Source organism: Brevibacterium sp. (genome assembly GCF_052105255.1).
Classification (GTDB): Bacteria; Actinomycetota; Actinomycetes; order Actinomycetales; family Brevibacteriaceae; genus Brevibacterium; species Brevibacterium linens_B.
In genome coordinates this window covers 69,844-92,360 of sequence record NZ_JBQDYQ010000003.1, presented here as the reverse complement: position 1 = coordinate 92,360, position 22,517 = coordinate 69,844, and the positions used below count along the sequence as shown (strand labels likewise).

At 62.1% G+C, this 22,517-nt stretch carries 22 protein-coding genes; 4 read left to right on the top strand and 18 right to left on the bottom strand.

Annotated features, from left to right (window positions below):
* Positions 1-118: 118 nt before the first annotated feature.
* The 4 genes from ACTIIH_RS01885 (at position 119) to ACTIIH_RS01870 (ending at position 1,725) form a co-directional block, all read left to right on the top strand.
* On the top strand, positions 119-880 hold the full coding sequence (locus ACTIIH_RS01885) for a tyrosine-type recombinase/integrase (RefSeq protein WP_441450226.1): 762 nt from the start codon (positions 119-121) through the stop codon (positions 878-880).
* 12 nt (positions 881-892) lie between these two features.
* On the top strand, positions 893-1,099 hold the full coding sequence (locus ACTIIH_RS01880; RefSeq protein WP_441450225.1) for a hypothetical protein: 207 nt from the start codon (positions 893-895) through the stop codon (positions 1,097-1,099).
* 240 nt (positions 1,100-1,339) lie between these two features.
* Positions 1,340-1,537, top strand: a complete 198-nt coding sequence (locus ACTIIH_RS01875) for a hypothetical protein (RefSeq protein WP_441450224.1) — start codon at positions 1,340-1,342, stop codon at positions 1,535-1,537.
* Between the two features lie 14 nt (positions 1,538-1,551).
* The gene (locus ACTIIH_RS01870) at positions 1,552-1,725 is read left to right on the top strand and encodes a hypothetical protein (protein ID WP_441450223.1); all 174 of its coding nucleotides are present in this window, start codon (positions 1,552-1,554) and stop codon (positions 1,723-1,725) included.
* Here the strand turns inward: ACTIIH_RS01870 and ACTIIH_RS01865 are convergent.
* The 18 genes from ACTIIH_RS01865 to ACTIIH_RS01780 all read right to left on the bottom strand — a co-directional run bounded on the left by ACTIIH_RS01865 (position 1,722) and on the right by ACTIIH_RS01780 (position 22,512).
* A complete protein-coding gene (locus ACTIIH_RS01865; RefSeq protein ID WP_441450222.1) occupies positions 1,722-1,991 on the bottom strand; it encodes a hypothetical protein in 270 nt (89 codons plus the stop codon). The genes ACTIIH_RS01870 and ACTIIH_RS01865 overlap by 4 nt on opposite strands.
* Positions 1,992-2,012: 21 nt before the next feature.
* Positions 2,013-3,680: a polysaccharide pyruvyl transferase family protein gene (locus ACTIIH_RS01860; RefSeq protein ID WP_441450221.1), complete on the bottom strand. Its 1,668-nt coding sequence runs from the start codon at positions 3,678-3,680 to the stop codon at positions 2,013-2,015.
* Positions 3,681-3,854: 174 nt separating this feature from the next.
* A complete protein-coding gene (locus ACTIIH_RS01855; RefSeq protein WP_441450220.1) occupies positions 3,855-4,337 on the bottom strand; it encodes a holin in 483 nt (160 codons plus the stop codon).
* Positions 4,338-4,352: 15 nt separating this feature from the next.
* On the bottom strand, positions 4,353-5,228 hold the full coding sequence (locus ACTIIH_RS01850) for a hypothetical protein (RefSeq protein ID WP_441450219.1): 876 nt from the start codon (positions 5,226-5,228) through the stop codon (positions 4,353-4,355).
* Positions 5,229-5,258: 30 nt separating this feature from the next.
* Entirely contained in the window at positions 5,259-5,567 is a 309-nt protein-coding gene (locus ACTIIH_RS01845; protein WP_172171065.1) for a hypothetical protein, read from the bottom strand.
* 2 nt (positions 5,568-5,569) lie between these two features.
* On the bottom strand, positions 5,570-5,974 hold the full coding sequence (locus tag ACTIIH_RS01840) for a hypothetical protein (protein WP_441450218.1): 405 nt from the start codon (positions 5,972-5,974) through the stop codon (positions 5,570-5,572).
* Positions 5,967-6,722: a glycerophosphodiester phosphodiesterase gene (locus tag ACTIIH_RS01835; protein ID WP_441450217.1), complete on the bottom strand. Its 756-nt coding sequence runs from the start codon at positions 6,720-6,722 to the stop codon at positions 5,967-5,969. The genes ACTIIH_RS01840 and ACTIIH_RS01835 overlap by 8 nt, the downstream gene beginning before the upstream one ends.
* Before the next feature lie 11 nt (positions 6,723-6,733).
* Entirely contained in the window at positions 6,734-10,324 is a 3,591-nt protein-coding gene (locus ACTIIH_RS01830; protein ID WP_441450216.1) for a hypothetical protein, read from the bottom strand.
* A 389-nt stretch (positions 10,325-10,713) separates the two neighbouring features.
* Positions 10,714-11,835, bottom strand: a complete 1,122-nt coding sequence (locus ACTIIH_RS01825; protein ID WP_441450215.1) for a hypothetical protein — start codon at positions 11,833-11,835, stop codon at positions 10,714-10,716.
* A gap of 9 nt (positions 11,836-11,844) precedes the next feature.
* Entirely contained in the window at positions 11,845-12,873 is a 1,029-nt protein-coding gene (locus tag ACTIIH_RS01820; protein ID WP_441450214.1) for a hypothetical protein, read from the bottom strand.
* Positions 12,874-12,884: 11 nt separating this feature from the next.
* Positions 12,885-13,760 (bottom strand): hypothetical protein, encoded by an 876-nt coding sequence (locus tag ACTIIH_RS01815; protein WP_441450213.1) that lies wholly within the window; start codon positions 13,758-13,760, stop codon positions 12,885-12,887.
* Positions 13,761-13,765: 5 nt separating this feature from the next.
* Complete coding sequence (locus ACTIIH_RS01810) at positions 13,766-19,834, bottom strand: phage tail tape measure protein (protein WP_441450212.1); 6,069 nt, start codon at positions 19,832-19,834, stop codon at positions 13,766-13,768.
* 18 nt (positions 19,835-19,852) lie between these two features.
* Positions 19,853-20,068 carry a hypothetical protein gene (locus ACTIIH_RS01805; RefSeq protein ID WP_441450211.1) on the bottom strand — a complete coding sequence of 72 codons (216 nt, stop codon included), beginning with the start codon at positions 20,066-20,068 and terminating at the stop codon, positions 19,853-19,855.
* Between the two features lie 149 nt (positions 20,069-20,217).
* A complete protein-coding gene (locus tag ACTIIH_RS01800; protein WP_441450210.1) occupies positions 20,218-20,757 on the bottom strand; it encodes a hypothetical protein in 540 nt (179 codons plus the stop codon).
* A gap of 97 nt (positions 20,758-20,854) precedes the next feature.
* The gene (locus ACTIIH_RS01795) at positions 20,855-21,370 is read right to left on the bottom strand and encodes a phage tail tube protein (RefSeq protein ID WP_441450209.1); all 516 of its coding nucleotides are present in this window, start codon (positions 21,368-21,370) and stop codon (positions 20,855-20,857) included.
* A gap of 9 nt (positions 21,371-21,379) precedes the next feature.
* Positions 21,380-21,673: a hypothetical protein gene (locus ACTIIH_RS01790; RefSeq protein WP_025780231.1), complete on the bottom strand. Its 294-nt coding sequence runs from the start codon at positions 21,671-21,673 to the stop codon at positions 21,380-21,382.
* 30 nt (positions 21,674-21,703) lie between these two features.
* Positions 21,704-22,123, bottom strand: a complete 420-nt coding sequence (locus ACTIIH_RS01785) for a hypothetical protein (protein WP_441450208.1) — start codon at positions 22,121-22,123, stop codon at positions 21,704-21,706.
* Complete coding sequence (locus tag ACTIIH_RS01780; RefSeq protein WP_441450207.1) at positions 22,120-22,512, bottom strand: hypothetical protein; 393 nt, start codon at positions 22,510-22,512, stop codon at positions 22,120-22,122. The genes ACTIIH_RS01785 and ACTIIH_RS01780 overlap by 4 nt, the downstream gene beginning before the upstream one ends.
* Positions 22,513-22,517 lie beyond the last annotated feature (5 nt).

The following is a 22,517-nucleotide window of genomic DNA, read 5'->3' as shown; positions in this document are numbered from 1 at the left end:
GGAGGGCCGTCTAGTGAGACACCTCATAACGGTTCAGCATCAACGTATGGAATCCCCCATTGGCAATACTTACGTTGTCTCTATGACTTCCCCAATAGTTGAAGAATGGTGTGCGTGGATGACCGCGCAGGGCCTGTCGAAGAGAACAATTGACGAACGTCGGATGCTGTTCATCCGCCTCCACAAGGAGCCACTCGACCTCACGATCACGGATCTCCTGCGCGAGCTCGGCCGAGACGATCTGTCGAACTCGAGTCGGTTGACGTACCTCAACCACCTGCGCGCGTTCTGGTCGTGGGCGATCAAGATGGAATACACAGACGTCGACATAACGAAGAAACTCCCCGCACCTAAAGCCCAGCGGGGCCTCCCCCGCCCGGTCACCCCCGACGAGCTCGAAGCGATCCTCGACCTGCCACTGCGCCTCAAGACACGCGCCATGATCCTGCTCTGCTCATACCAAGGGCTGCGCATCCACGAGGCCGCGAAGTTCCAAGGAGAAGACATCGACTTCCAGCAGAACATTGTGAGGGTCACCGGCAAAGGCGGCGTTTACGCCGAACTCCCGCTCGCCGAGGCCGTCCGAGAATTCGCCCGCCTCATGCCCCGCGAAGGCTACTGGTTCCCCTCCACCACCACGGTCGGGCCAGTCAAAGCCAACAGCGCCAGCGACCTCGTCGGCAAAGCCATGCGGCGCGCTGGCGTCACCGGCGGCCCACACCGACTCCGCCACTGGTTCGGCACCACACTCCTCGAACGCGGCGTCGACGTCCGCGTCGTCCAAGAACTCATGCGCCACTCCAACCTCTCAACCACCGCGATCTACACCAAAGTCTCCGACGAGAAGCGAGCCGCAGCCATGGCCCTCCTCGCCGCGTGAAAGGACATCATCATGAGCACCACGTTCACCGAATACGAAACCCTCCGGCGTGCACACGAGAGAGCAGAAGGCCACCGAGACCACTGGGCCAGACGCATCGCCGACGACGCCGTCGCCGGCCGCCCCATCACCACAGCAGCCGTCGAGCTCTACCAAGAGGCGATCGCGGAAGCAGCTGACATCGACCGACGAATCGACGAATGGCTCCGCAATGACTGAGCCGGTGGGATTTGAACCCGATTGGAAGCCCAGGACACGACGTGATCGTTGATTATCCTGGTTTCCTAGGTGGTTCTCGATGGTCGCGTTGCGGACTGATGTGCCCAAATTGTGCCCACGAAGTGCCCGCCCACAGTTGCCTCAATAACGAATCGGACACTAAGTGCGTAGTCGCACTCCCCGGCATCACAGGCGGACCTATGATCCGATCATGCCCGCACCACACCACAGGAGAACACAATGGGATCAGCAATAGCTACGCTCATCATCTGGGCGCTCAGCCTCGTCATCCTCATATTCGTCATCGGTGCCGGCGTGCGCATCGGAATGCGATGGTCACGCATCGACGAACGCAAAGAGCAAGAAGCGCGCAACCAGCCTGCGTACCGAGACGGTCAGTCCGTCTTCAACTACAAGCCCAATAAGAAGTTCAAGTAGACCCAGGAGACACCATGGAAGTAATCGGTCCCATCATCGCCGTCGCGGTCATCGTGTTCGTGGCTCTCTTCGTATCGATCTTCGTCATCGAAGAAGGTGTGCGCCGAGGTATTCGCAAGGCTCGAGCTGACGAACGCGCCGAGAACGCCGAATACGAGCGGTGGGAAGCCGAGGAGGACGCCGTCTAGGCCCGCTTCCCCTCCCACCACACATCATCCGGTGGCAACCACGCGCCCACTGTCTGCATGCGCCGATCGTTGAGCTCAACGAAGATCGCACCATCGAACCCGAGTCGCGTCGCAATCCCGTCGAGCCACACTTCGCCGTCACGCTCGAACACGACACGGGCACGCACCGCGACCGGCGGACGATCGCGGTACGAACCGCGGGCGCCGGCATCGTTTCGGATCTCCTGCCAATACCGCCAGGTCGCTGTGCCGTAGTCCTCGGTCATACATCGGACAGTAACTGACGGCTATGACACGCTGAGGCGGCGTCGGAACCGTGAAGTCAATGACGTTGCTTCACACCATTGGGCAATGAGCACGACGACGCTGATTTTGTTCACCGGCAGGTGAGGGATTCTGTCACCGGACTTGAACACACGCTTCCGGCTTTCGATTTCAGATCCTGACGTGCTTGCGGGTGCGACCGTGCCGTCTTTCAAGTACCAGAACCATCGGTTGTCGACCCTGAAACGCAGAGTCCATCCGGACACTTCATGCCCAGGACGCGAGAAGTGTCCGCGCTCAACGAGCGCTCCTCCATCGTTCGTAAAGCGGCGCCCTCGCCGAGAGTACTCGAGGCGACCACTCTTGAGTTGGGTGACCTTGACGTCCTCGTCTTCGCGGAGGACACGGTCAGCGACCGCGCCGGTCTCTCCGCTGTTGAAGATCACCGGGTAGGTGAGTGCTCGCCGGCGGCGATCATGTTTGGACGCGTTCCCGGCCGTGTCGGCTTCGAGACGCTGCTCGGCATCACGCAACGCTTGCAGGATCAGATCAGATGACTCCTGGCGCATGCGTGCGAGGGTCTCTGCGGCTACTCCGTAGTCGATGCCGGCAGGGAGACTGTCAAGCTCGGTGTCCGGGCCGAACCGTTGACTGTCCAGACCGAATTGGGCTAAGAAGTTCGGAACTTTCTGACCGTTCCGGCGTCCTGCGAAGAAGAGCTTCTCGAAGATCATCGAGAAGCAGCAGCCGTGGAACGAATTTGTAAACACAGCTTCAGCGTTTCGGATATAGCCAAGCCACTCGTCCATCCCGATGTCGTAGCGCGAAACGTGCTTCACGTCAGGGTCATTGATCTTGCCGAACTTGAATGGCCTATCTGAGAGCTCAATGATTGTTAGATCATGTTGCTTCGCGTATTCGACGGCTTTGTCGATCGTGTCCGTGGCCCGCTCCATCACGTAGTAGAGAACGAGGTATCGTTCCTCGGACGGCTCGACTGCCACTTCGTCCCAGAAAGATCGGTCGTGCAACAGCACCGGGTCCACAACTAGTGGAGCGTGATTGTTTGACCGGGCTTCGATGTATTCGCTGAAGTCTCGTTCCCGAACGGTGATGGTGTCGATGTCGTCGAGGTACTCGAAGAACAGGGACTCGTGGTCGGGGGTGAAGTCTTTTGCCGCTCCACGGCTGGCGGCGTACGCAATCTTCGGCTTCCCTTCAAACGCTTTGCTGCCGAGGAGGAAACCTCGGTCGAAGTCGTGTTTGGGAAGTGACTGCCAGATCACATCGGTAACGCATATGTAGCAGTCGAAGCCGGGATCTTCGACCTCGAGCAAATCCGAATCGTACTGCTCCCCAGTGAACCTCATCCGTTGCTGGACGAAATCTTCGAACTTGTCGAGTCGGCGCTCTCGTTCTGGGCCCGCGGTCCGATAACCGTACGCCAGGCTTCCGAGCCGATCCAACGTTGCCGGGCTCGCCTTCTTCTTGATTGCCTCGACGTAGTCCTTCTCCGCATTTTTGGCAGGATGCCGCATATCGAAGTTGTCATGGTCGACCGGCTTGTAATCGAGAAGAGTTGCTGAGTACCCGTTCTGAGACAAGAACTCTTGGAACGCGTAGGCGTGGAGATCGCAGGCGAAATTCAAATACTTCGAGTATTTGTTGATGCCGATGAGACCGATCTCCATTTATGTGCCTCCAGCGCGAACGTGACTAACTGAGCGGTTGTGCGGTTACCGGATCTTATCAAAGAAGCACCGCGTTAAGACTTCCTCTGTGATGCACTGCGCAGTGGCTCCGGACACACAAAGCGGCCCCGGCCTCACCGTCAGGGTGAGGCCGGGGCCGTGGTGTCGCCGAGGTCAGTGCCGGGGCCGGTAACCCTCGGCCGGTGGGGTGTCGTCCACCTCGTCGGCGGCGAGCTCCTCGAGTTGTTCGTCGTTGCCGGCGGCGACCTCTTCCTCGGAGAGTTCTCCGAGATCGTCTTCGAATCCTTCCTCGCTGTCACCTTCGGAGGCGTCGGTGACGAATGAAACTGCGGTCGAGGTGTCGATGGTCTCGCCGGCACGTTCACGCCTGAGAGCTTCTTCCGCTTCGGCGTTTTCGATGCCGATGCCCTCGGCGTGGACGAAGGCTGGCCCGTTCTTCGTTGCCGTGTCACCGGCGACCGAGGTGAGGAGGGAGAGGATCGTGGCCGTGGCCACGACGGAGATGATCTGTCCCCAGTCGAGGTTGAGGATGCCGATTTGGTCGGTACCGATGAGGGCGATCGCGGTCTGCGCGGCTGTGCGTACGGCACGTTCGGCAGTGGACGCCCAGAATTCTCGGGTGGTGAGGTTTGCCATGATGATGCTGTCCTTTCAGTTGCGCAGGCCCTCGACCCGCACGTCGGTGATGGTGACTCCGGCCTGGTTGGTTTCGGCGAGGAGGTAGACGCGGTTGCTATATCCCTTAGGGTATTCCTTGCCGAGCTGGCCGATCGCTGTGATCGAGGCGAATGTTTTGCCGGTGGTGCCGTTGAACTCTTCGTAGGCGATGGTGCGGCCGACTTTGAGTGCCTTGCCGGATTTGTAGCCGGCGCGCACGACCCGCAGGTACAGAGACTTGCCGGGGGCGAGTCCCTCAGCCGTGACAGTGGCGGTGACGGCGTAGTCGACGGGGCCGACAGCGATCGCGGATTTCGTGTTGCCGTTGGTGCGCAGCACTCGGTGTCCCTTGACGGGGACTGCCTGTTTCTTCGTGGACCGGTTGTTGATGAGTTTCGTCATGCCGAGGATCCCTTCCGATCTGGCTGGTGAGGTGGGGGTGGTGGGTTCGGTGATGGTGCCGGCGATCGTGCCGAGGCCGGGCCAGTTGGCGGTGTTGTCTTCGAGTGCCCCGTACACGCAGGACACGTGAGCGTGCTGGGTGTGTGCGTTACTGCCGGAGTAGGGCCGCCAACGGCCACCACTGATGGACGGGTTGCTGATCTGTCGGTTCGAGATGAGGTACTTGATGCGCCGGTCCCCGGCCTTGGCGAGTCGGCGGACGAACGCGTGAGCATCGAAACCGGTGGCAGGGCTGTGGGTGAAGTCCCTCGCATGGACGATGCCGCGGGAGTCCGGGTTGTGGTCGCTCACTCTGGAACTATGAGCGGTATCTCCGATGGACCCGTCACTGATCTTGGATCGGTTCGGGGCGTAGGCGTTGATCTGGGCGAGCAGTTTGTCGAGTGCTCGTGCGACTCTCCAAGCCATGCGCCCTCCTTTCGGGTATGAGAAAGCCCCTCACTGGGAGGGGCTGTCCGGGATTGGGTCGGGTGGTGGTGGGACGGTCGGGAACTTCTCTTTGTCTGGCGGCTCGAGACGCTCGTAGGCATGCCAGAGACGTGGGTACACGCCGCGATACCAGCCGAGCTCACGTCGGAGCTCGCGGATCTCCTGCAGCCGGGATTCGGCGATGCCCTTCCACTGGGCGACCGCGGAGTCTTCTTTGATGACACGGCCTTGGATCAGGTCGTAGATGAACTTCCCGACTGCGCCGACGAGGACGGTGAGGCCACCACCGATGATGAACTTGATGATCTCTGCATCCATCTCTACCTCGCATCTGCAACATCGTTGATAGCTCTTTCATCACGGCCGAGTTTCCACCAGCGTTCGAAGGCCCAGAGGCCGAATCCGAAGTAGACGAGGGTGCCGCCTCCGCGGGTCCAGGTGATTTCGTCTGTGCCGAACATGACTAGGGATTGGCCGGCGGTGAGCATGGCTGCGGCGACGATGACTAAGAGTACTCCCAGGCGTTCCACGTGAACGATCCGGGATAGCGTACCGAGGAGGGAGACGAGTCCCCCCGCTGCGAACACCCACCCCCACGCCACTGCTGGTGCGGGGGTATCGAAGAATGACGTGGTGGTGTTAGGCGGGGCGAAAACGTAGAAGGCTCCGGCGGCGAGGAACACAATGGAGCCGACTGTTCGGAGTATGCGCGAAGTTTTATCCATTGGGTTCTCTTTCCACTGACAGTCTCGGATCATCGGTGCAAACGGAGTCAACACCCATGTTCAGGAGGTCGTCGACGGCGGCCTGCGTGTTCGGTGTCCACGCCCACACAGGCAGCCCCTTGTCGTGGATCATGTCGACAATCGCTGGGGTGAGCACTGTGTGTCGAACGGCGAGGGCGTAGATGCCGGGGATAATGTCCACGGTCTCGGGCACCGAGGTGACTTGGAGGGTGTGGAACCCGGATTTCACGAACCGTTTCAGGTTGTCGAGGTTCGTGGACTGGACGATCAGATCATGCCGGTACGGCCACAGCTGCTCGATGAACCTGTCCGCCTGGTCATGGTCTTTCAGTTCCGGCTCCATGACGACTCCGGTGCCGGCGAACTCGTCGAGGACTTCCTGCAGGGTGGACGTGGGTGCAGTTCCCCCGGCGGGATCCTTGATGCGCACCTTCTTCCACTGGGCCAATGTCATGTCTGCGACTGTGCCGGTGGTGGTGGCTGTGGCATCAATGGTGGCGTTGTGGATGACGACTGCGGTGCCGTCTTTGAGGTAGCGCACATCGAACTCGAGCATCTGCCCCGGATGATTCGCCGCCACCTGTTTGAACGCGGTGAGCGTGTTCTCCGGGTAGATGGTCTTCCCGCCACGGTGGGCAGAGATGTTCGGGTAGGCGATGGTGTCAACGGCCCCGGTCTGTGGTTCCGGGGCGGCGACATTGAACACGCTTGAGAGCAGCAGCGACACGATGAACCTCCTCATGTCAGGTAGTAGGAGAAGTTGTCGAGGGAGATCCAGGCCAAGGTCCCGCTGACCGGGCGGGTACGGATCTTGTTCTCATTGCCTGGTTGCGCGATCTCAGCGTGAGCAATACCGCCTCCCGACCCTCCGTTGCAGCTCACCGGCCTGGGGACGAAATGAGCGGGGACTGCCGTGGCGGGAACAGTGATGACCTCGGTCATTCCCGTTGCACTGTTGACGGCGAGACACCCTCGCCACTCAACTTTCCCGTCCGGCCAAATTCGATACGCGGGTGCGAACCCGAACGATGCCGGTGCGGATCCGTTGAGGAATGACGTGACCGGAACCCACGATGGGATCGCGTCTGAGGTCATGGTGCCGTCAGCGTGGAACGTCAACGGACCCGCTTTACCTGACCCATTGCCTCTGAACTCGATGTTGCCGTTCGCGGACCTGAATATCGCCGGTTCAGCATTCGGGAACGAATTCGCTGTCGGCAACGGGTAGTGTCCGGCGGAAGGATTCAACGAATAGATCGTGATCGACGTGACCCCCTGGTCGAGGGTTTGCCGCTCCCAGTTGCCAGTCCCTGCACGGAAGTAGAAGCGTTTCTGCAGACCCGCACGACGAGCCAACGACACCGAGACAACACGAGCCGCCTGCATGTCCAGGGCCGCGATCGGTGACGGTGTGGTCTCGTGCGTGCCGTCCCACCACGTGTAGCAAGCCTCAAACGTGGAATCTTGGAACGTTGACCCCCGGTAGAGTTCGCCTGATTGCGCCACGAGGAACGGGGTCGTGGTGAACGCCAGACCAGCTGCGTCCGTTTCGGGGTTGCGCCATCCGTTGTCCGTCCTCGTCAGCGTTCCACCACTGATCGCGTACCTGCGGGTGTCTTTCGCGTGAGCCACATACGCGACCGACCCCGTGATGTAGACGCCCTGCAGTTCCTTCGTGTACTGAACGTCATAGCTGGTGTCCGTCATGTCAGCGCCCACCTGGGCGCCCGTTGCAGGGTTGTACCTCATGACGTAGAGCGTCCCCGCAGTCGGGTGGACACCAGCGACCACGAGGTTAGTGCCATCGTTTCCTATCGCGATCTTCGCTTGGTTTGACAGCGTGAACCGCGTGAACTGCCACCGGGTGACTCTCACCCCCGTATTGAGGTTGAACCCATGCACCCACTGTTTCCCGGCGTTCGCGGGATTATAGTCAGGGCCGATGGTGTACGCCACGTCGCCGATGACCGTCACACCTGAGCGAGGGTTGATGTCGAGGCTGATCTTCTTCTCAAACGAACCGCTGGCCGAATACACTTCGAACGCGTCCAAGGTGTCACCGACACTACCGAGGACGTTGACGGCACGGACCCACTTCGTACCCCACGCGCCCAGTCCCAGCCAGTCGAAAGACGATCCCGGTGAGGGCCGGTCGAACTCAGCCACCGACTCCCATCCCAGAGACAGTTCAGGCGGTGAAGCAGGCGGGGTAACACCCGACGCAAGATTCAACGTGCCACCGGAGCGGACGGTCTCTTCGCTGACGTCCAGTTCACCGATAGATGCGCGGTCGATCTGCACATCCGACGCCGTCAGGCTCAGTGGTGTTCCGTCTGTGGGGAACCGGACGAGGGAAGTGCCGTCTGGGCTGGAAATGAACAGCCCGTTATCGGACCAGGAACCATTACCGCCCGACGTGAGGTAGGTGCCACCGCGAGCGACCATGAAGTCGAGAGCATCAGCCTGGATATGCTCAGCCCGAATCTTCACGAACTGGCCCAGTTTCGCCCACAGCTCCTCGCTCGCGACAATCTTCGGAGCAGTGACCGAGTTCGTCAATAGAGCGTTCTCACCGATGAACTCCTGCGCCTGAGAGATGCCAGCCACAACAACATCAGTGAACAGCTTCTGGATGACAGCCTCATCCATGACGCCTTCACCGGCGACGAGCTGGCCGACTGAGAGTTTCACGTATTCGCCCACGTCTGCGGCGATCTGCTCGGCTACTACGGTAGCGAGCTTCGACTGCTCAGTGACCGTCAACTGGCCCACATCGAGTTCGAGGAACTGACCGACAGCGGCCGCGATCTTCTGAGACACGACTGCGGCAAGCTCGGCGGCACCAGCCGTGAGCTTCCCGACATCGAGGTTGGCGATCGCTTCCGAGCTGATCGGTGTGGACACCCATGAACCGCTCACACGGTTCCACTGACCAATGACCGGGCCAGAAAGATTCGTCTTGTGCTGCCACCAGATCGTCCCATTCGGGGCCGTGCCCGTCGGGGCGGTTGTGCCGTGAAGCACTTTCGCTAGACCGTTGGCCGTAGACATTGCCGCATCAGCCGTAGCCTGCGCAGACCCGGCGGCGGTATGCGCGGCGTCCGCACGAGCTTGCGCAGCCCTTGCTTCGCGTAGGGCACTGATACTTTCTGTCACGTCAATGACCTTGAAGTCGTCGAAGTCATACGGAGTCTCATTCCGGAGCACATGCGGGGCCACCCGTACTCGGAGAGTATCTGCTGGTGTGGTGATGTAGGCGGCGATTTTGTTCCACTGTCCAGGTGTCATCTGGTCCTGGTAGACGTAGACGGTTTTTCCGTCTAGATCCGCCCCGTAGAAGCCTGGGGTCGACTCATCTTTCAGTTGTGCCTGCGCATAGAACGACACTCTGCCTCGATAAGTGGGGTCAGTGTCGTCGTGGTAGCACCAGACCTCGGCGTAGTAGATACGTCCGGCGGCGGATTCCCGCCAGTCTGTCAGTGGGTAGCGGTTGACCGAGCTTGAGTCTGCGCGCATCACACGAGTGCCAGACCTTGCATGGTCTGCGGAGACGACGCTGATGCCGGTTTGGTAGGTCGTGTTCGGCCAGATGTTCGGGCTCGGGTTCTCGAAGTCACCGTTCACGATGATGTTCGGCCCGGCTTCGATCAGGGCCTGCGCTTTGTCATTGGCGAGGTCGGCCTGCTGTTGGGCGGTGGCGGCCTTCGCCTCAGCAGCAGAGCGTGCTGAATTCGCCTTCTGGGTCGCATCGAGGGCAGCTGCAGCGATGGCTGCCGCCTGCGCCGCGTCAGCCTTCGTTTTCGCGTCAGCCTTCGCCGCGGCAATCGCATCAGCCTCAGCGCCTTCGGCCACTAGATCAGCGTGCGCCTTCGCTGCCTGCTCTGCCGCGGATGCTTTCGCCTCTGCATCCGCCTGCGCCGCACCAATCGCCGCCTGCTTCGCTGTGTCGATCTTCCCCGGAACCTCGGCGATCTGCCCGAACGCATCCGCGATCTGCCCCTCGGCAGAATCCAACCGCCCCTCAGCCGCGTCCAGATCTTGCCGCAGTGCTGGGAGGGTCGTCTCGTCCAGGTTATCGAGGGAATCACGCAACGAGGCGAGCGCGGTGTCTGCTTCGTCGAGTTTGGTGCCGAGGGTTTCTTGGCCGTCGACGAGGATTGCGCGGGCGTTGTCGATGCGGGTCTGTGCCGCGTCGATCTCCTCGAGCACAATGTCGCCGTACCCCGGCACCTCAACATCCACCGGGGCGGACGGGGCAGACATTTTCCCTGCCTGCGACCAGGCGAGCATCTTGATCGTCCACGGTCCTTTGAGGACACCGATCGTCACCTCGCCACCCGCAGCCGACACAATCGACCCACGAGCCGTCGTGCGGTCTGGGACGAAGAACGGATCCTGGGAGGCATGCACCTCAGCACGAGACCAATCCGAAGGGGCCAACTTGTCCCCATCGAAGTCTCCCGACCAGTGGACGATGAACTTCCCGTGATCCACGTCGACCGTGAACCCGACCGGGGTCGGTGGGGTGGGGCCGGATATGACGTTGATGGTGTTGCCGCCGTCGTCCTGCTGGCCGATGGTCATCTTGAGGTTGCCGTCGGCGTCCATCGAGTCGATTGCACCGTTCTCGATCGACGACAGCGCGAGCTGCGGTCCGCCGGCGAGTCCCTTGTACTGGTGCTTGAGGTTCTCGACGTCGCGGTACAGGCGGTCCAGGGTCATTTGCTCACCTTCTCTGCACGCATAATCTGCAGCGTCGTCACGTTCGATTCGGGTCGGATCTGAATGCCGAGGATCTTCACCCACAGCGACCGGATCCCCGACCATCCATCGGCGGTCTCAATTCGGATGTCGTCGCCGACTGAGTAGGAACCGAGTGGTGCGTGGGGGTGCTGCCGAACCTGTATCTCGGTCACGTCTGCGGTACCCGCAAGCAGCTTCCGTTCCGCAGCTGCACGCTTCTTCGCCTCGGTGGGAGTGGTGATGGTCTTGTCGATGATGACCGCGTCCCGGCCGAGACGCCTCGGCGCCGGGTCATTGTCCTCAGCGCGCATCATCTTCGACCCCTCACCCGCACCGAGCACGATCACATCGGAAGCGTAGGTGTCTCCACCGATGTCGAACTTCGGCTGCTCGACGACGTTTTCACCGACCACGAACCGCAAGTCGGTGCGGCGAGCGCCGAGGCGTGGGTATCCGTAGTGGAGGATGTGGCGGATTGCTGTTTTGTCGGCGTTCCATTCGTGGGTCATGGTGTATTCGAATGGGGCGAGGGATGCGAGGAGTTCGAACTCTTTGGCGAGGTCGTGGGTTTGGTAGTAGGCGAGGACGTATGGGGTGACTTTGGTTGGGGTCTGGGTGGGGAGGATGGAGTCGTCGCCGATGAACATGTCTCGTGACTTGTCGGCGCCGGCGAATTCGATTCCGAGGTTGAAGTGTGGGCGGGTTTGGGTGTGGTCCCAGAGGTGGCGGGAGACTTTGAGGGGGTCGTCTCGTTCGATGGATTTGGTTCCGGTGTAGCGGGTGTCGACGAGGTAGCCGGTGTGGCCGATGCAGTCGAGCTGCAGTTTGGGTGCTTCGTCGTCGTAGTCTTTGAGGATGCCGCCGCCGCGAATGTGGCCGTCTTCTTCTGCGTAGATCGCGGTCCACCAGGGTACGAACAGGTGTTCTCCGTCGTCGGTTTTCAGGGATGCTATCTCGGGGGTGATTGTTCCCTTGATTCCGCCGTGACCGTTGACGACGGGGTTGACCTCGGTGGCGGAGAGCGGCACGTTGAAGTTGAGGAAGGTTTCGGTGCCGTCACCGTTGAGGCGGGTGGCGATGTAGCGCCATTTGGGCACGGTGCCTCCTTAGATGGTGTCGGCGTCGATGGCGCGTTCGGTGTAGTCGACTCGGACGCTGATGCCGCCGAGTGAGTACATGGCGACGCTGTCGGTGGGGATGCCGGAGTTGAGTCCGGCTTTGAAGCAGAAGTCGACGTTCTTGCCGCGCAGCTTCTTCGGGATGGGGACGGCGTCTTCGAGGGACCATTCGGTTTGTGTGGGGCTGAACCCGAACTGCTGGGTTGAGAATTCGTACTGGCGGCCACCGGTCCACGTGTGGGAGCGGTATTCGTCGCCGTACTCAATCCAGTAGCGTCCCCGGGGATTTGCTGAGGTGTTCATGGATAGGCCCATCCACTTTGCGGAGACGTTCATGTGGGTGGCCCAGTGGGGAAGGTAGATCTGCCCGACGTTGGGGATGTTGTCGCCACCGGGGAAGAATTCGCCGTAGTACTCCTTGGAGTCGACGCTCCACCGGGTGACGAGGTTCGGGGTGGTGCCCACGTTGTCGCCGGCAACTCGGGGGCGGGAGAACTGGCCGAAGTCTTTGCGGGGGCTTGCGAGCTCGCGAATGTCGGTGAGCATCTCTTTGGTGATCGTCGCCGTGTTCGCCGGCTGGTTGAGCCTGACAAGCGGGGCGTGTGGAAACGTGAGCCCGTTGATCGACGACACCCACTGGTAGGTTCCGCGAGGATCATTCACCGGGTCATCAGGGGTAAGGCCCGGTTCGTGCTGTTCGTCGTGGACAGCCCAAATCAGGTACTTCGTCTGCGCACCCGATGATCCTGTGGCCGCGACCGGGAAGTCGGTGTGGCTGTCTTCACGGCCTGCATACTGTTGGGCACCGCCGTCAATCCCGAGATAGTCGTTCGGGGACGTGGCCGCGCCTTGAACGATACGCACGAACGGGCCAGGAACAGGCAGGGCGGAGACTTTCATATCGTTCGGGAGGATGACACCGCGCGCGCCGCGCAGCGCCGCATACAGAGAGAGGCGAGCGCCTTCGATTGGGTTCTCTGCTTCGCCGCCGACGGCCCAGACTTGATCCAATGCCATGATGGGTCTCCTTAAAGTGTGGTGATGGTGGGCCGCCAGGTGACGGTGAGGGTGGATGTTCCGGTTTGGTCGGTGCCTTTGAAGGTGAGTTCCGATTGGCCGGGTGGGATGGTGATGTCGTCGAGGCGAGTGCCGGGGGTGATGAGTCCGGCTGCGGATGCGCCGTTGTCCCAGAGGATCGTCTGCCTGCGGGCGTCGAGGGTGATGGAACGGTCGTGGGCGAGATTGTTGGTGAGTCCGAACTCCCAGCCGGGTCCGGTGGCTCTGGCTTTCCCGACGGGGCCATGGATCTCGACTTGCACGTCGTGGGTGGGGGTGAGTCCTCCGCCGTTCGCGATGATGCCCTGGCGGGTTCCGCCGCGGGTGGTGGAGATGGGGAAGACGACGGGGAAGGTGAACCCACCGGCGGCGCCGGGCGTCATCGTCATTTGCAGGACTCGAGGAGTGCCGTCGACCAATTCCGCTGACGAGGGTTGGAACGTGGCTTTCGCTTTGATCGTTTCGAGGACGAACAGGTCGGTAGCGTCGTCGGGTTTCAGATCACGGGGGCGGCCGTAGATGCGCCGGGCGGTACCGTGCATGTTGAAGTCCAGCGGCATCTCAGCACCGGGCACGTCGCGGACGTGCTGCGCGGCCCAGGCGTTGGCCAGGGCGAAGTAGTTCTCGGCTGCTTCGGCCGGGGTGGTGCCGGTGATGGTGAAGTCGAGGCCCCACGGTTTCGGGTCGGCGTAGTCGCGGCCGAAGAACACGTTCGACCCGACCGGGTTGACGATGTCCTGGTCCCGCCACGCAATACCCGGGGTGTCGACGTGGGAGAGGTAGACGGGGTGGCCGTCTCCGAATCGGTACCCGTCGAGGTCGAACTCGGCGTGGATGAGTGGGTTCATCAGTGTCAGCTCCGCATCAGGTTCGAGGATCGAGAGACACGGCGCTTCGAGTCTTCGTATCCGTTGGCGACAGTGGCGAGGACGTACCCGCTCATGTCCTGGTCACCGACCCGCACCGTCAGCTGCACACCCTCGATCGCGGCCGCGAGGTCCCCGGCAGTGAGTTGGCCGGCGGCCGCGGTGGCGATCGCGTTCACCGATGCCTGGTCAAGTGCAAGGGTGGAGGGGCCGCCGCGGAGCAGTTGATTCTCGATCGACACGGACTGCTGGTGAGGAATGACCGTCTCGCCGCCATCGAAGTCGACGTACTCCCAACCGGCCTCGCCGACCTTGTGCACGCCCTTCCGTGCCGACTTGGTGCCGTTGACGTACCCGCCTCGGCGGTCGTAGGCCTTCGCGAGTGATCCGTGCTTGGAGAGGGCGTAGGACATCGAGGCGACGATGTTCGACATCGGGTCGAGGATGTTCTTGTTGTACGGTGCGCGGGCGTAGGCGCGGAACGTGGGCGGGATGACCTGCATGAGGCCCTGCGACGGGTAACCGCGCTTTGCGTTGATGTCCCAGTTGTTGACCGCGTTCGGGTTGCCACCGGACTCCTGGTTCATGCGACGCAGAGTGCGGCCCACGTTCGACAGGGGCTGGTTCATGAAGTTCAGCGCGGAGATGACCGTCGGTCGCCACCGCTCCACGTTCCCGCCAGAGTCGCCCTCACCCTCGGTGAAGGTCTTCGCGTACTCCTTGGCCTGCTTGATCGACCCGGCGACGACCTTCTCCATCACACCGGTGCCGAGCTGCCCGGTCAGCGTGTTGCCGTCGAGCTTCTCGGAGTACTTCGCGATGAGTTCCTTACCGCGGCGCCGGGCGGCCTTCTCAAGCTCCTTGGCAATGTCGCCCGTGTAGGAGATGTCGCCGAGGATGCCTGCATCCATGGCACCGCCACCGACGGCCTTACCCCGGTTGTCGGCGTGGAGGTGATCAAAGTGCCCGGCAGCTTTCCACAGGACGAACGCCCAGGGGAATGCGGCCTTGAACGCGGCGATGTTCGCATCGAAGAACCGGGTCTCGATCGCGTTGCGACCGCCGGGACCGTAGTTCACATCGATCGCGTTGTCGTTGTAGTGCTGCGAGTTCGGAGAGTGAGTGCCGACGCGGCCCCAGTGCGAGTGTTCGCCGACTCGGGCGCCGCGCGCCTCCCACCACTTGCCGGCGGAGATGATGCCACCACCGGCGTAGCCCTCACGGAACTGGTGCAACGGTTCACCGCGCAGCGCGGCCGCGTTCACTGCGTGGAGACGTTCCCGCTCATACGGGTCACGCATGGCTTCGGAGACGTACACGCCCTCGCCGGAACGCATCGGGGTGAGCTGGTCGTCACCGGCCGAATACGGGGTGAACCCTGGCAGGATGCCGCCACGATCGAACCCACCCTTCGGCTTCTTCACCCCGGAGAGCTTCACACCGACGGAACCGAAGGACTTATTGATCTCCTTCGCGAACGAGTTCAGCACGTCCGCCGTGTCGTTGAGGGAGCTGCCGACGTCACCGGGGACCTTCTCCATCGTCTTATCGATGCCAGAACGCAGGCCCGAGAAGTTCGCCTTGCCGCCGCGCTCGATCGCGGAGAACCCGGTATCAGCGGTCTTGCCGAGCGTGCCCAGACGCTTCCCCGCGTCCTTGTCCATGCCGCCCATGGTCGTATCGACGCCCTTGCGCATTTCGCCGGCAGTCGTGGTCGTCGACTTCTTGATCGCCGACCACTCATCCGACTGGGTCTTGCCCATCGCCTTGAGATTCTTCGCCTGATCGGAGGCCATGGTCTCGAGGTTCTTCACCTGATTCGAGACCATCCCCGACAGAGCCGTCGACTGCGTGCCAGCCATCGTCGACATCTGCGACGCCAGATCCGCACCCATCGCCGTGAGCCCGCTCGTCATCGTCTCCTGCATCCCCGTCATCGCGGCAGCAGTGCCGTCCTGACGAGCCAACAGAGACGCATCCGTGTCAGCGGTCATCTGCATGTACGCGGCGGCGGTGAGGGCCTGCATCGACGTCAGAGCTTCCTCCGTCGTCGCGACCGTGTCCTCCCACGACACATCCGCACCCTGCTGCGACCCAGCAAGATCAGTCGGACCCTGCGACGACGCGAGCGACGACCCGTACTCCGAGGCCGAATCCACCGAGGCGAGCGCGGGGGTGGTCGCATAGTCGGTGGGGATCGGGCCGAGTGCGGTCACGGGTGGGACGGCGGCGAGGCCGAGCTTCGCTGCGGTGTCCTGGATGCGGGTGATGCCGTCGAGGAGGCTGTTGTCGAGGCCGTCGACGGTGTCGATGCCGCGGGCGTACATGACCGTTGACGGGGAGTGAATGCCGAGAGCCTTCTTGAGGGAGTTCTCCATGCCCTTGGCGATCTTCGCGATCGTCTTCTCGACGGTCTTCTTCTGAGATTCGAGGCCCTTGACCAGTCCGGCGGCTGCGTTGACTCCACCGGAGTAGAACCCTTCGGTGACGTAGGCGCCGGCCTGTTTCGAGTACTTCGCGATGTCCTTGTAGGAGGCGTTGATCGACTGCACGTCCGACGACGATCCTTTGAGGAGTTCGTCGGCCATGGTGATCGACTCGTCGATGGAACCCGCGCTGGCGACTTCCTGCAGGATCGCGCCACCGTAGCCCATGCCGGCGAGCTTCTTGAGCTTCCCGGCCAGACCCTTCACCTTCGCTGCGGCGGCGGCCGCGTTCGTGCGGACACCGGAGACTCCGGTGGTCTGCTGCCAGGTGCCGTTCTTGTCCTGCGCCCACTGCGAAGACACATCGAGCTCGTACGCCCGACCCTGGATCGACGACGACACAGAATTCTGGATCTGCTTGAGCTCGTCGAGCTTGTCCTGCGCCTTCTCCGTCTTCGCCTCGATCTTCTCCAGCGAGGAGTACAGCGACTTGAGCGACTTCTCGTAGCCGCGGGCGTCGATGCCGGCACGGCGGCGAGCGCTGCGGGATAGGTCGTCGTTGCCTGCGAGGGTCTTGAGTCGGTCGACGGCGGAGTACCCGCCGGACAGTGACCCGGTGACCTGGTCGCGGATGTCGCCGCGGCGGATGTCTGTGCGCAGCTCGGTTTGGAGGTCGCGGACTCGTGCGCGGCGTTCGCGTTCTTCCTTGCGGCGTTCGGCGGCGGTGATTCCACCTTCGGCCATGCCGACGGCGAGGTTGGGCATACGACGGAGTGCTTCGAAGAGGATCTTCTTCGACCGTGCGGACCCGTCGAGGGGGATCCAGGCTTCATCAACGTCCGGACGGTCGCCGGCGAATCGGATCTGTCCGGGTTTGACCATCTCGGCGACGTCCATGACACCGCCGGCGGCCATACCTTTGACGTCGATGCCGCCGTGGTATCGGCCCATGGGGTTTCGGGAGTTGTTGCCCTTGCTGTCCTTCTTGCCGCCCTGGTCAGGCACCTTGGGGTCGAAGACCTTCTGGATCTTCTGGATCACCGTCATGGTGACGGTCGAGTGCTCCCGGAACCACTTCACGAACCCGTTGACGTCTTCCTTGGCGGGGTCCGTGTCGGCGTGGACAGACACGTTCGCCTTGTCGCCGTCGAGGTCTCGGACGGCTTCCTTCGTCTTCTTCGTCTTCTTCGTCGCCTTGTCGGCGTTCGTCTTGACGTCGGTCTTCGCGTCCTCGGGAACGTTGAGGATCGAATCGGCGTAGAGCTCGGCTTCGTCCTTGCCCATGCCGAAGTTGCGGGCGGACCGAATGACAGCGGGACGGAGCTTGTCGTCGATCTTCTTCTGGGCTTCTTCCGCCGACCCTGAGGACTCGACAATACTGGCTGCCCAATCCCGAGCCGATGAGGTGAGCCCGTCCAGAGCGGCCTCGTTGTCGCGGCCCTTCTGAGTGGTGATGTCGAGGGTCTTGCCGTTCTTCTTCAACGCCTCATCGGCGTCGTCGAGAGCCTGCTCGAACTCACGTGCTGCCGATCGTTCGTCGAGGACGGTGGAACCGAAGTTGCGGATCTCATCCGCGAGGTCCTTGATCTTGTCCTCAGTGGTCTTCGCGTTGATGCCGAGTTCTTGCAGCTTCTCCGCGTTCTCCTCGGTAGCGCCTCCGGCTTCGAGCATTTCCGGGGTGATGTCGCCCATCGCCAACTTGAGGAGATTGGCCTCGTCCGTTGATTGCCCGGATGCCGAGGCCACATTGATCAGGTGGTCGCGGTACTCGGGGAACTTCGCGAACGTGTCCTCGAGCTCCACTCCGGCGGCCAGGCCCTCCTCAGCAATCGCCCGGAACCCGGCTTGAGCAGTGTCCAGAGACCCTCCGGATGCCAACTGGGAAAGCGACTCGTCAGTCCTCTTGATCTGCTCGTTGACGACGTCAAGCTGTCCGGTGTTGGTGAAATCCAACCATGCTGTGAAGCTTCTGCCCTTGTCCGTGGCCTGTTCGAGTGCGTCGCCCCAGTCCTTAATGTCCTCGAACTTGTCACCGCTGACCAGCTTCGCCCAGGCCGTGTTCGCGTTGTCCCACAGTGCAGGGTCGAGGATGGTCTCTTTCGAACTCGTCCGAGTGCTGTCTGAGAGCTTCACCAGGGCGGCTGTGAGCTCGTCAGACGACGCGGCTGCTTCCTTGGCATCCTTGCCGAAGATCCGCGACACGATCTGCGCTCCGGCAATTGCTGCCGCGGCGACCCCAGCCGCCTTGCCTGCTGCCACAAGTCCGCCGGAGAGTTTCGGGTGCTCCATGTTGAGGGTCTTGAACCCATCAACGATGTCGAAGACCTTCGGCGCCAGCAAAAGGAACCCGCCAGCAGCGACCGCGGCTGCACCACTGAGACCTGCAAGGCTGCCACCGAAGTCCTTCACAGGGGCAGGGAGATCGCTGACCCAGTTCGCGAAGTCGGCGACGCCGTCGGCGGCTTCGGCAACGGCAGGGAGAAACACGTCACCGAACGAGATCGCGGCGTCCTTGACTGCGTTACCAGCGACACGGACGCGGGACTCGGCAGTGTCGTAGCGTTTGTTCGCTTCCTCCATGAGGGCGATTCCACGCGCGTATTCCTCATTGCCGGTGGCGAGCGCGTCTTTGAGGACGTCGGATGCTCCGGACAGGCGCAGCAGTGCGTCGGATTCGCGGATGCCGGTGATGCCGAGGTCGGAGAGTGTCTTGTTGACGTTCTCGCCGGACGTTTGGGCCTTGGCGAGACCTGCGACGAATTCGGTGAGAGCTCCTGCAGCGTCGTCTCCCCAGGCGGTGGAGAACTCCTGGGAGGACATGCCTGCGAGGCGTGCGAATTCTTCGACGCTGTCGCCGCCGTCGGCGACGGAGTTGCCGATCTTCTTCATCACCATGGAGATCGCGGTACCGCCGGCCTCCGCGTCGATTCCGACAGACGAGAGGGCGGTGGCGAGGCCGAGGACGTCACCCTCAGTGAGGCCTGCCTGTCGGCCGGCGCCGGCGATGCGCATGCCCATTTCCACGATTTCGCGTTCAGTGGTGGCGAAGTTGTTGCCGAGACCAACGACGGATGCGCCGAGGCGGCCGATGTCCTTCTGATTGGTTCCCATGATGTTGGAGAACCGGGCGAGGGAGGTGGCGGCCTCTTCGGCGGAGAGGTTCGTCGACTCGCCCATGTTGATCATGGTCTTCGTGAACGCGAGGACGTTGCCGGTCTTGATACCGAGCTGGCCGGCGGCCTCGGCGACGGCGGCGATCTCCGTGGTGGAGGCTGGGAGTTCGTTTCGGGCGAGGCTGCGCAGACCGGATTCGAGGGCCGACATCTGCTTCTGTGTGCCGTCGACGGTCTTCGTGACACCAGCCCAGTCGGACTCCCAGGTCATAGCCGCCTTGCCTGCCATACCAAACCCGATGGACACGGCGGTGCCGAACCCGAGAGCGGCAGTACCGAGAGCTGACCATGCCTGAGGGTGCGCCTTGGCTGAGGCTTCGAGCTTCGAGAGACCCACTCGCGCTTTGGAGACACCGTTGCGTTCCAGGTCCTGCATGGCACGTTGTGCCTGGCGGGAACCGGAGACGACGCCGGTGGAGTCAAGAGTGAGTTTCCACGCTACGGAACGATCAGCCAAGGGGCACCTCCTCAGTGGTTACGACGGTCGGGGTTTGATGGATGCGGACCACACGAGCGCTTCCGGATGCTCGTACTCGTTGTCCTTCTGGAACTGCTTGAGCGCGGTCGTGGCATGGCACCTCGACGGTGGGTTCGCGACGAACTGGTTCGCGTTCTCCGCTGCTTGGCAGATTTCCTTCGGGTACCCGCAGATCGGGCAGATACCCGCCCGGTATTCAGCGAGTGAGAGCATCCAGTTGCGTTGTGCTTCGTCCCACTCGGGTTCGGCCTGGGACGAGAGAAGCCGACCATCGTCGTCGTAGACGTAGGTGATGGTCGGCTCCCAGCCGTTGAAGCGTTTGACGCTGACGCCGAGGCGTTCAGCAGCTTCGACCTCGGCTCTCAGCTCCGGTTCACGGCGGAGGCGCTCTGTGAAAAAGGGACCGACGTGGCCCTCTGGTTGAGGTTGAGCACCGCGGTGGAGAAGTCCGCGTACTGGGCGTCGGTGATCTCAGCAGACTCGGTTTCCCAGTCATCGCCGGTGAAATCGATCTTCTCCTTGGTGGTCTTCCACCAGGCGGCAACGATCGACCTGGGGATGACCTCTTCACCGAACGTGTCCGTGTTGAAACCGAGCGCCGCATCGACATCGTTGTCCTCACGAGGCGGGTGCTTCGCAGTGATCTCCGCGTACTCGGTGCGTTTGAGAGCTTGCAGTTTGATGCAGACGGTGGATTCTTCCATCTGCTTCTCGATGTCCTGCACCTTCTTCGCAACGGCGCGGATCTCCTTCGAGTAAGGGTTGTTCATCCGGTCAGCCGCCGACTGGGTGCGATTGAGGTGGGCGAGTTCGTCACTGGCAGCCTGGTGCTCAGCGAGCAGACCGAGGTTCGTGACGAGATCAACGACGGACGTGGGGCGGGTTGTGCCGAGCTTCGACATGGTGTTTCTCCTGTTCTCTCCTGTGTGATGTGGATGGTGGAGCCCTGGCCGTGCGTGGACAGGAGAAAAGCCACGCACGGCCAGGAGTTGGGGAGGGTCAGGCCCCGGCGGCGAGCGCCACGTCCGTCTTCACCTCGGCGAAGATGAACTGCGGGATCGTCGCGCGGGTGACGGAGTTCGCCTCCGGCGCGAGAACCTGCTTCTCACCGGCGGTGGCCGGGTAGATGCTGACCTTCTGGTCAGTGGCGAAGTCGTCCTCGTAGGCGACGCCGATGCGCTCGACGAAGTAGCCCTGGGCGCCTTCGACGATCGTTTCGACGGCCTCGTTGGAGTCCGTCGCGTTGTCGGAGTTGGTGTTGTCGATGACGGTGATCGACAGGCCCGGGGTCTTTCGGCCCGGTCGTCCGAACTCCTGGCGGGAGCACAGGCGCGGATCCGGGATCGTTGCCTGTTCCTTCGTCGGGTTCCACCCGTCGCCGGTCAGATAGCAGCTGATGTCGAGAGCACCCTCTGCAGTGACTTCGGTGACCGTGGGATTCGCGGTATCGGCGATCGCAGGAACCCAGACGACCTTGAAGTTGCCGTCCGCCGGCGTCGATGGAATTTCAGCCATGACATGGCCTCACTTTCTTGAGTTGGCCCGAGCCGGCTTCGACTCAGGTGTTTCGGTGGCGTCGGCGGATGCCGCAGCCGGAACGTCCGACTTCTGGCTGTCATCGGACGAACCCTGCTCGACCGGGGCAGCCAGTCGGGCAGGGACGTTGGGGACGTGATGTTTCGGCGGTCGCGGATTGCGAGAGCGCGGGTAACGGTCGGAGTTGACCAAGGTGAAGGTCTTCCCGATCCGGGGATCGGTCTCGGGCACGTCGAACTGGTGCTTCGTCGACTTGTCCTTGACGCGTACGAAATAGGGCATGAGTGCCTCCTGGTGTGGGTGTGGTCGGGATCAGGCCCTGGCGGCCGTGAGTTCCCACTCGATGACGGTGTAGACCGGGTGACGGTTCGCCGAGGTGAGCGTGATCGAGTCGTCCTCGACGATGTCGCGAGTGTTGAGCCTGCGGATCGGGGACAGGGACCATCCCTCAGCTGCAGGGCGGGCGCCCTCGACGATGGGGTCGAGTTTGTCGGCCTTGACTCTGACCGAGGCGAAGGTGAGTCCGGCGATGGTGACGGCGATGCGCACGCGTTGCGCGTGGCGGGTGCCGGCCATGGAGCGGGAGAGTGTGTTCGGGATGTGGATGCGAGCGACGACCCAGGGGAACGCGTCCTCGACGTACTGGCCCTTCTCGTTGGGCTTCACCGCCTCGAACAGGGTCCCGTCCGGAAACACTTCTTCGATCGCGTCGGTGAGGGCGAGGATGCTCACAGGGCATCACCGAGCTTGCCAAGGAAGTCGTCGATGGTGTCGAACTCCCGCTCGACGGGTTCATCGAAATCGAGAGTGCCGCCGCCACCGTTCGCACCACCGAAGTAGGCGATAGCAGCGCCGGGCCCGCCGCCGGGGTTCTTCCCGGTCGGCTTGTCGTTCTCGGGGCCGATCTCCACCTCGGTGGTGTTCTTCCGCTTCGTGGTTTCGTAGCTGATCTTCTTCGCGAACTGCTTGAAGTACTTCGAACCTCGGGCATCTTCCTGCATGTTCTTCTTGATCTGCACGGCACCTTTGACCAGCACGGCTTCCGCTTTTGAACGAACATCAGAGTCGAACTTGTCGATCGCATCAACGAGCTTCTGAGTCTCTGAGGTGTCCAGTGGCATATGGT